This window comes from Blautia sp. 210820-DFI.6.14, from assembly GCF_020558815.1.
Lineage (GTDB): Bacteria > Bacillota > Clostridia > Lachnospirales > Lachnospiraceae > Blautia_A > Blautia_A obeum.
Genome location: NZ_JAJCKS010000027.1, coordinates 39,076 through 46,177 on the forward strand (window position 1 = coordinate 39,076; position 7,102 = coordinate 46,177).

General features: G+C 39.2%; 12 protein-coding genes and 1 pseudogene. 2 read left to right on the forward strand and 11 right to left on the reverse strand.

Translation table 11 applies throughout. The annotated features are described in order from the left end of the window. Window positions 1-86: 86 nt before the first annotated feature. The 11 genes and pseudogenes from LI112_RS14905 to LI112_RS14955 all read right to left on the reverse strand — a co-directional run bounded on the left by LI112_RS14905 (window position 87) and on the right by LI112_RS14955 (window position 5,676). The gene (locus LI112_RS14905) at window positions 87-1,283 is read right to left on the reverse strand and encodes a phosphoenolpyruvate hydrolase family protein (protein ID WP_055055879.1); all 1,197 of its coding nucleotides are present in this window, start codon (window positions 1,281-1,283) and stop codon (window positions 87-89) included. Between the two features lie 156 nt (window positions 1,284-1,439). Further along, window positions 1,440-1,865 (reverse strand): cupin domain-containing protein, encoded by a 426-nt coding sequence (locus LI112_RS14910; protein ID WP_055055878.1) that lies wholly within the window; start codon window positions 1,863-1,865, stop codon window positions 1,440-1,442. A gap of 277 nt (window positions 1,866-2,142) precedes the next feature. Beyond that, a complete protein-coding gene (locus LI112_RS14915; protein WP_005342831.1) occupies window positions 2,143-2,328 on the reverse strand; it encodes a DUF6440 family protein in 186 nt (61 codons plus the stop codon). Between the two features lie 204 nt (window positions 2,329-2,532). After that, a pseudogene (locus LI112_RS14920) lies at window positions 2,533-2,913 on the reverse strand (lysine--tRNA ligase); the annotation flags it as partial. Window positions 2,914-3,047: 134 nt separating this feature from the next. Next, a complete protein-coding gene (locus tag LI112_RS14925) occupies window positions 3,048-3,377 on the reverse strand; it encodes a type II toxin-antitoxin system RelE/ParE family toxin (RefSeq protein ID WP_055055876.1) in 330 nt (109 codons plus the stop codon). Then, complete coding sequence (locus tag LI112_RS14930) at window positions 3,364-3,540, reverse strand: hypothetical protein (RefSeq protein ID WP_155512658.1); 177 nt, start codon at window positions 3,538-3,540, stop codon at window positions 3,364-3,366. The genes LI112_RS14925 and LI112_RS14930 overlap by 14 nt, the downstream gene beginning before the upstream one ends. Window positions 3,541-3,583: 43 nt before the next feature. Next, complete coding sequence (locus tag LI112_RS14935; protein WP_227190964.1) at window positions 3,584-4,039, reverse strand: hypothetical protein; 456 nt, start codon at window positions 4,037-4,039, stop codon at window positions 3,584-3,586. Window positions 4,040-4,051: 12 nt separating this feature from the next. Beyond that, window positions 4,052-4,291, reverse strand: a complete 240-nt coding sequence (locus LI112_RS14940; RefSeq protein WP_005609451.1) for a hypothetical protein — start codon at window positions 4,289-4,291, stop codon at window positions 4,052-4,054. A 347-nt stretch (window positions 4,292-4,638) separates the two neighbouring features. Next, a complete protein-coding gene (locus LI112_RS18410) occupies window positions 4,639-4,968 on the reverse strand; it encodes a DUF2188 domain-containing protein (RefSeq protein WP_117628815.1) in 330 nt (109 codons plus the stop codon). Next, the gene (locus LI112_RS14950; protein WP_055055875.1) at window positions 4,965-5,273 is read right to left on the reverse strand and encodes a type II toxin-antitoxin system RelB/DinJ family antitoxin; all 309 of its coding nucleotides are present in this window, start codon (window positions 5,271-5,273) and stop codon (window positions 4,965-4,967) included. The genes LI112_RS18410 and LI112_RS14950 overlap by 4 nt, the downstream gene beginning before the upstream one ends. 157 nt (window positions 5,274-5,430) lie before the next feature. Continuing rightward, entirely contained in the window at window positions 5,431-5,676 is a 246-nt protein-coding gene (locus LI112_RS14955) for a hypothetical protein (protein WP_055055874.1), read from the reverse strand. Here LI112_RS14955 and LI112_RS14960 point away from each other — a divergent pair. Next, a complete protein-coding gene (locus LI112_RS14960) occupies window positions 5,567-6,457 on the forward strand; it encodes a GTP 3',8-cyclase MoaA (RefSeq protein ID WP_081019412.1) in 891 nt (296 codons plus the stop codon). The two genes, LI112_RS14955 and LI112_RS14960, sit on opposite strands and share 110 nt — an antisense overlap. Before the next feature lie 110 nt (window positions 6,458-6,567). Further along, window positions 6,568-7,035 carry an MOSC domain-containing protein gene (locus tag LI112_RS14965; protein WP_227190966.1) on the forward strand — a complete coding sequence of 156 codons (468 nt, stop codon included), beginning with the start codon at window positions 6,568-6,570 and terminating at the stop codon, window positions 7,033-7,035. The last annotated feature ends 67 nt before the right edge of the window (window positions 7,036-7,102 follow it).

Consider the following 7,102-nt stretch of genomic DNA (forward strand, 5'->3'; position numbering starts at 1 on the left):
ACAGTAAATGTGTTTATCTTTCTTATTATTGTGTTTATATTATTACTTTCTATTTTATTTATTAAGTATTCTTGTGTTTATATTATTCATTCTGTTTTAAAACTAGCTTGTCTATAAATACTGGGAGCAACACCTGCGTATTTTTTAAACATCTTACTAAACTGTACATAGTCATGATACCCAACTGCATCGGCCACTTCTTTAAACGAACTATTTCCAGATTTTATTAATTTCTTCGCCTTCCGTATCCGGTGTCTCACCAGATATTCTGTAAAAGAAATTCCTGTTTCTTTTTTAAATTTTGTACTAAGATACGAAGGAGTAACGTGTGCGACTAACGCAAGATCTGCTAACTTTATTTCATTCATATAATGTTCTTCGATATATTTTTTTACAAATTCCGTATAATCTCCGGGATTCCAGTTTCCATTGATCATCTTCATCATTGGATCGTTTTCATCCAGACTGCCGTAACTTTTAAAAGCCTTTGTCGTATTGTAAATTGCCCGCTCCACGGGAATTCTTTCAAAGGTTGAACCTCCAATATATCCCTGACATGCAGTATTCTGATACATATACTGCATATCAATCGGAGTGCTGGCCGGTCCTGCATAGATCATGCGCAAAGCATCCGGATTTTTCTTCATACAGACCTCAAATATCTCATCAGTCAATTTCTTTCCATCTTGAATAGAAAGAACATTTTTGGCCCCAAGATAACCACCCTTTGTTAATCCCAAATGTGCACAAATAACGTCCGCTCCGGCTTCTATCATCAGTTCAGACTCTTCTGCATTCGTCACAAATGCAACCGTAAACAAATCATAATAATGTGCCAGACGGATTGCTTCTACTTCCTTCTGATATGTATTTCCCTCTTCTTCCAACGCAATTCGAAACTTTCCATCAATCAAAGACATTGTCGGATAATTTACAATTCCCGAAAAACCATTTTCTTTAATCATTTTCAAGTATTCATATAAATGGATCTCCGGATCTGATGCAAACAAACCAAATAACACCGGAACCTCTTGAATCACCGGAAGTAATTCCCTGGTACCAAGCTCCATCACTGTCTGATTACTATTTCCATAACAAAAATAGCTCGCATAAGAACTTCTTCCCATGACTCGATATTTACCGGCACTGAGTGCCATCACAAAATCAGACCCACCCATCACTGCATATTTGGCAGTCATTCCAGACCCGACAGCAGCTCCAACAATATGTCCATTAATATTTACTTGTGCATGTAATAGTCGTAAAATATATTCTCTATCCATATCTTGTTCTCTCTTGACTCACGCATTTTTTATTTTTTATTATATCCATTCAATTCCCTGATTTCAATTATAAGAATCAATAATTCTGACAAAAGCATAGTCAAAAAGGATAGTCTGTTGATTTTCCAACAATCCTACCCTTTTTTACTATCCATACTATTCTTCTTTTTTCCAGTTATTCTTAGGAGGTAAAATCTCTATTGCATCTTTAGCGATTGCAAGCTCTGAACCGGCATTCAGATAACAACATAAGAATACAAGATCTCCATCTCCCACATTAATGGTTGAATGATATGCTCCCTGAGGAATATAAACCATTTCTCCGGGGCCTAATTCTTTTTCCTGTACGCCATCTTCATTTTCAATAGTCTGGTTGGCTTTTCCCTCAAGAAAATAAATGAACTCTTCACTATCTTCATGATTATGCCGTGTGTGTCCTTTTCCTGGTTTTATACGTCCTAATCCAAGGATTTGCTTCTGTGCTCCTGTTACTCTTGGTTCATTTAGCCATTGAAATTGTCCCCAATCTAATATTTGAGTTTCAACATCATCCGGACTGACCATACTTAAAAATTTTGCCATGTTTCACACCTCCAAAATATTTTGTTAAATATATTTTACTTTTTGAATATAAAAAATAAAATGTATTTATATTATATTTCTTTGTGCTTATATTCTCATTTTTTTGGTATTTCCAGGAATAAAATAGGCAATATATTTCATTTCAAAAAATAAACACAATTCCCTGACAAACTTTCTGCATAGAGGCTTATAGCAATAACCATAGGTTATCGCTGAACTACGTTTTCAGGACAGCCCCATTGTGTACAATTACTTTACAAATGAACAAATGCGATTTTTACTTTGTCACTATGACTTTTCCTTCTGAATCCAGAAGAGGTGTAATAGCCGCTCCATATCCAGATTTCCAACAAAGATAGTTAACCCCAGTCTCCTTATCTACAAGGATTTGGCGAACTCCTTCATCCTTAAGCTGACTTCCGTCTCTAAATGTAACTTCAAATCTTTCTTCTTTCTTTGCCATGTTTATTTCTCCTTTTTTCCTGTTTGTTTTAAAATGGGCAATCCCGATTTCAGGACTGCCCATTCATTCTGCTAATTATGCGATTTTTTCTTGCTTGCACCGATTTCTGCATCAATTGATGTAAGTTTGATGTAAATCGCTGTTTTTTTAGTTTTTTATCAAATGAAGTACATCCCGTCTATTTTGTAAAACGGTACATCTTTACATCATCTTTCTCGGTGGCAGATTTACGATAGCGATTGCTGTCTTTCCAACCAGTTCTTCCGGCTCGTAATAGTCGTGAATACCGCTTAAAATCACACGGTCTTTGCGTTCTCCGTCATCTAATGTAAACTTCAGAAGCTTCTTTGACTTCGGTACTGCTTCGCAAGCTAAAATCTTAACTGCACGGAAATCGGATTTTGCAAATGTATCGAAATCTACCATTTCTTCAAAGATTGGCTCAATCTTCACATTAGAGAAATCAATCTTTTCAGACTCAGTTTTTACATTTTTTTCAGGTGCTTCAGAAGCTGTATTATTTACATCATTTTTCTTATTTACACCATCTAAGGACTTCATTGTCGGGATTGTCAGAACATCTCTTTATATATCCTTGCTATATCCTACAAATGCCTGTTTTTCTATACTTTTTAGATTCTCTCAGTCCATGTAGCTCTTTGTATTTCTACGATATTTCTAATGGATTGGTACAAAATTGGTACATGATTGGTACAAAATCACAACCTCATATTCAGCAATAACGGTTTTGCATTTACCAACATATGTAAAACTCTCAGCACATATACCGTACTACTTCTTTCATCTATAAAGAAATAAATCTTATAATTTTTATAATAACACTTTCGGATTTCTCGCGCTGCCAATTCTTCATCTTCATCTAATTCATGCTGTTTAGGCATAAATTCAATTTTGGCAATGGTGTTACGAAAACCCATTGCCAATTCTAACGCTGTTTCAGGTGCCTTTTTTTCGAACGCAATATAATCCGTATTATTCATGATATCTTCCTCTGCCAGAGGAAGAATCAGAACTTTATACATTCGCATTCCTATACCTGCTTTCTAATTCTGCAAAAAACTCTTTATAATCTCTGCCTTTGCCTTTTTCAATATCGTGGTAACTGTCCATTACCATCTTACGAACATCTTTCTGATTTTCTTCCATTGCATCTATAAAATCTGATTTTCTCACTGTTGCTGTTGCTCCCATCGACAATTCCTCCTTTCAAATTATCCAATGTTTCATTCACTTGTTATAATCTATAGCTCCATAGCTTATCTTTTGTTTCCTTTACATTTATTATAATCTTACTACCACTGCTTATGCAATAAGATTTTTTCGACAAATCCGACAGTGAAATTCGGTCATATGCGCCATTTTTCTTATCTTCCGGATGTGGCTCCAATCCGATAATTGTAATATCTTTCTGGTCTGGTCCATAAACCCAGTACATTCTCATTGCGCCACTGGTTTTATTTTCCAGATATGATTGCCACACTTTCATTCCATAACGTCTGGACAATGGCTCTATCTCATGGGTTTGAAGACTTGGATACCCTGGATCTGCCGATAACAGCTTTAAAGCCTTTCCCCATTTTTTATACAACTGTTCTTCCTTCTTTTTTATATTCCCAGAACGATATTTCTCCTGCAGATCTAGCCAAAGTTCCTGCATTTCAGGGATTCCCATTCGTATATTAAAGTTCATTCTTTGTTCCTTTTAAAAATCTGACAGGTCAATAGCCGGAGAAACATCTCCTCTTTTAAAGTTACTTACTGCACGATCCATATCTGCCAGGGTTCTGGCTGAAATGCTCTCTGGCACTGCCAGTTCCCGAGGTTCCAGAATAATGCAGCCATTTCCATATTCTTTTACATTGTAATACTGATAAGCAGCTCCTCTGAGCGTAATTCTTTTTTTGTTATCCAGATGGGCAACATAATCTTTCATTGCTTCCATTACCAACACCTCCTATGCAAGTATTTACGTGGGAAATCCCACCTCTTGCTATTATAATACGCTTTTCTATATTTTCTGTCAATCCAAATTTACTTATTCCTATACGCTTAGAAAAATCATATATTGATAAGTGACATCTATGCATATTGAATATTACGCTTTGGCAAGAAACATTTGCCCTAACTGATGAATTTTAACAAGCTTATGACATTCCGCCATCTTATAATACTTAGCATCTCTGTCACTTTGACCGTAATCTACCGCAATAGTAAAGTTATCTAAAAATGCTGCTTACAGAAAACTTACTTTCTCCGCAAACAGCATCTTAATCATTTTTCTTTCATTCCCTACCCTCTTGGTGGATACGGATCATTCCCATGAGAATCACGTGCTCTAATTTTTCCATCTACACCATGGATAAATAATTCTCCTCTCTGATTTCTGGATATCTCTCTTCCCAAATTTATCGCTTCTTTTTGTGTATCTGTCACAACAGATGCACGCTGATTTCCTTCGCCTTTTCTATTCGGCATGGTGTCCAGCTTTCGAATAGCAGCCATAATTCGGTCTGTCTGTCCGGCAGCGTTCTCTGGTGCTAACAGTTCCTCTGAAATATATCTGAAAATATTTCGCAGATCTTTCTTTGCTCCTGCTGTATACATCACTTTATATTTCATATACCAAATTCCTGTTTCATTTCTGCTTCAACTTCATCTGCTGAATACACTCTGCCAGCCTTAATATCTTCCATGCCTTTTTCTATTTCTGCATTGAACTGTTCCTTTGTCAGAGAGCCATATGCCACAGGCTCCTCATAAGCTGGAAGTTTCATCTCAAAAGGAATTCCTCTCTGGAGTACAATCTGTCTCAGAAACATTCCTACCGCATTGGACATTGGAATTCCAAGTCTATCAAGCACCTGCTCTGCCCGTTCTTTCACTTCAGGCTCAACACGTGCAAATACATTTGCTGTTCTGGCCATAAATATCGCCTCCTCTTTTTTCTTCATTATATCTTGTTTGATTGCAAGTTGCATGCGATTCGCAATCTATTTTCGTAATTTCATACATCGGCAGACGGCAGGTGGCAGATAGGGTATCTATAAAAATTTATATTTTCTTCAATGACTCTGCCACCCATCATTCTTTTAATCGAATACTGTTTTCCTGTTTTTCATTTACTCGATACTCCAACTCATTCTTCATTCGGCTTCTCACATCACGCATTGTTCGTCCGGATATTCTCTGCTCTTTTGCTTTTTCATCTAATTCCCTGATGGAAATTTCTTTTTTATCATCAAGCAATTCCCTTATCAGCTTTCTACCTTTCTCCAGCTTTGTTTCTGTTGCTTTTCCTTCTTTTCCATCTAGTATTACCCGGTTCAAGATTACCGGTGGCGAGCCACTGGTACGAAAGGACTGTGTACAGCTTATAAGCGAGATAAAATCTCTGAACGGTGTGGAGCAGGTGACACTGACAACGAATGGCGTACTGCTGGAGAAACAGGCAGGGGCGTTGAAAAGAGCAGGTGTCGACTGTATTAATGTAAGTCTGGACACGCTGGATCCCCGGCTGTATCGGCAGATCACCGGGCAGGATGCACTGGAAAAGGTAGTGGCCGGTATCCTGCAGGCAGAAAAACTGGATATTCCCGTTCATGCCAATACAGTGCTGCCGAAGAGCATCAACGATGCCGTATGGCAGCAGGTACTTTCTCTGGCAGAGAAAGGCTATGCAGACGTCCGCTTTATTGAACTCATGCCGATAGGCGAGGGAAAATCACATAAAGGGATAGCAAATAAGGATATACTGGATGCGCTGTGTAAGCTGTATCCTGAGTTACAGCCTGTACAGAAGCGAAAGGGCAATGGCCCGGCCGTATACTACGAGATTCCGGGCTTCCGGAAAAATGTCGGTTTCATCAGCCCCGTGCATGGGAAATTCTGTGCGGCCTGCAACCGGATCCGCATGACAGCAGACGGTCATTTCAAGCCCTGCCTGTGCTATGGTGAGAGTATAGACGGGCGGGAGATCCTGCGGGCGGGAAATCATGAGCAGATCCGTGAGCTACTGCAGCGTGTGATTCTTGCAAAACCACAGATGCATTGCTTTGATACAAGAGAAAAAATCACAGAAAATAAACAGATGGTACAGATCGGAGGATAGTGATGGAACAGACAATACAGGCAGGCACAGTTACAGCCATCTGTATCAGCGAAAAAAGAGGCACGCAGAAAAAAACGTTGGATACCGCAAGGCTGCGTACGGACTAGGGAATCGAGGGTGATGCGCATGCTGGTCACTGGCACAGACAGGTAAGTCTGCTGTCGCAGGAAGAAATCGATGCATTCAGAGCTGAAGGCGCTGATGTCTATCCGGGAGCCTTTGGAGAAAATCTGGCTGTACAGGGCATTCCTTTGAAAGTACTTCCGGTAGGCACAAGGCTGCAATGTGGCAGCGTGCTGCTGGAGGTCACACAGATTGGCAAGGACTGTCACAGCCACTGTACGATCTATTACCAGATGGGAAAATGTATCATGCCGTCCAATGGGATATTTGCCCGGGTATTACAGGAAGGAGAGATCAGCGTGAGAGATACAATCCAGGTATTGCCAGAAACAGGAAAAGAGCCTTTCCGGGCGGCTGTGATTACATTAAGTGACAAGGGCGCAGCAGGAGAAAGAGAGGATAAAAGCGATCCGCTGGCTGAAAAGCTGCTGACGGAAGCCGGATATGAGGTGTGATATTGTCAATATTCCTTTACACTTTTTCTTCACGAAACTTTTAAGCCACCTGTCCCAATGACTCATA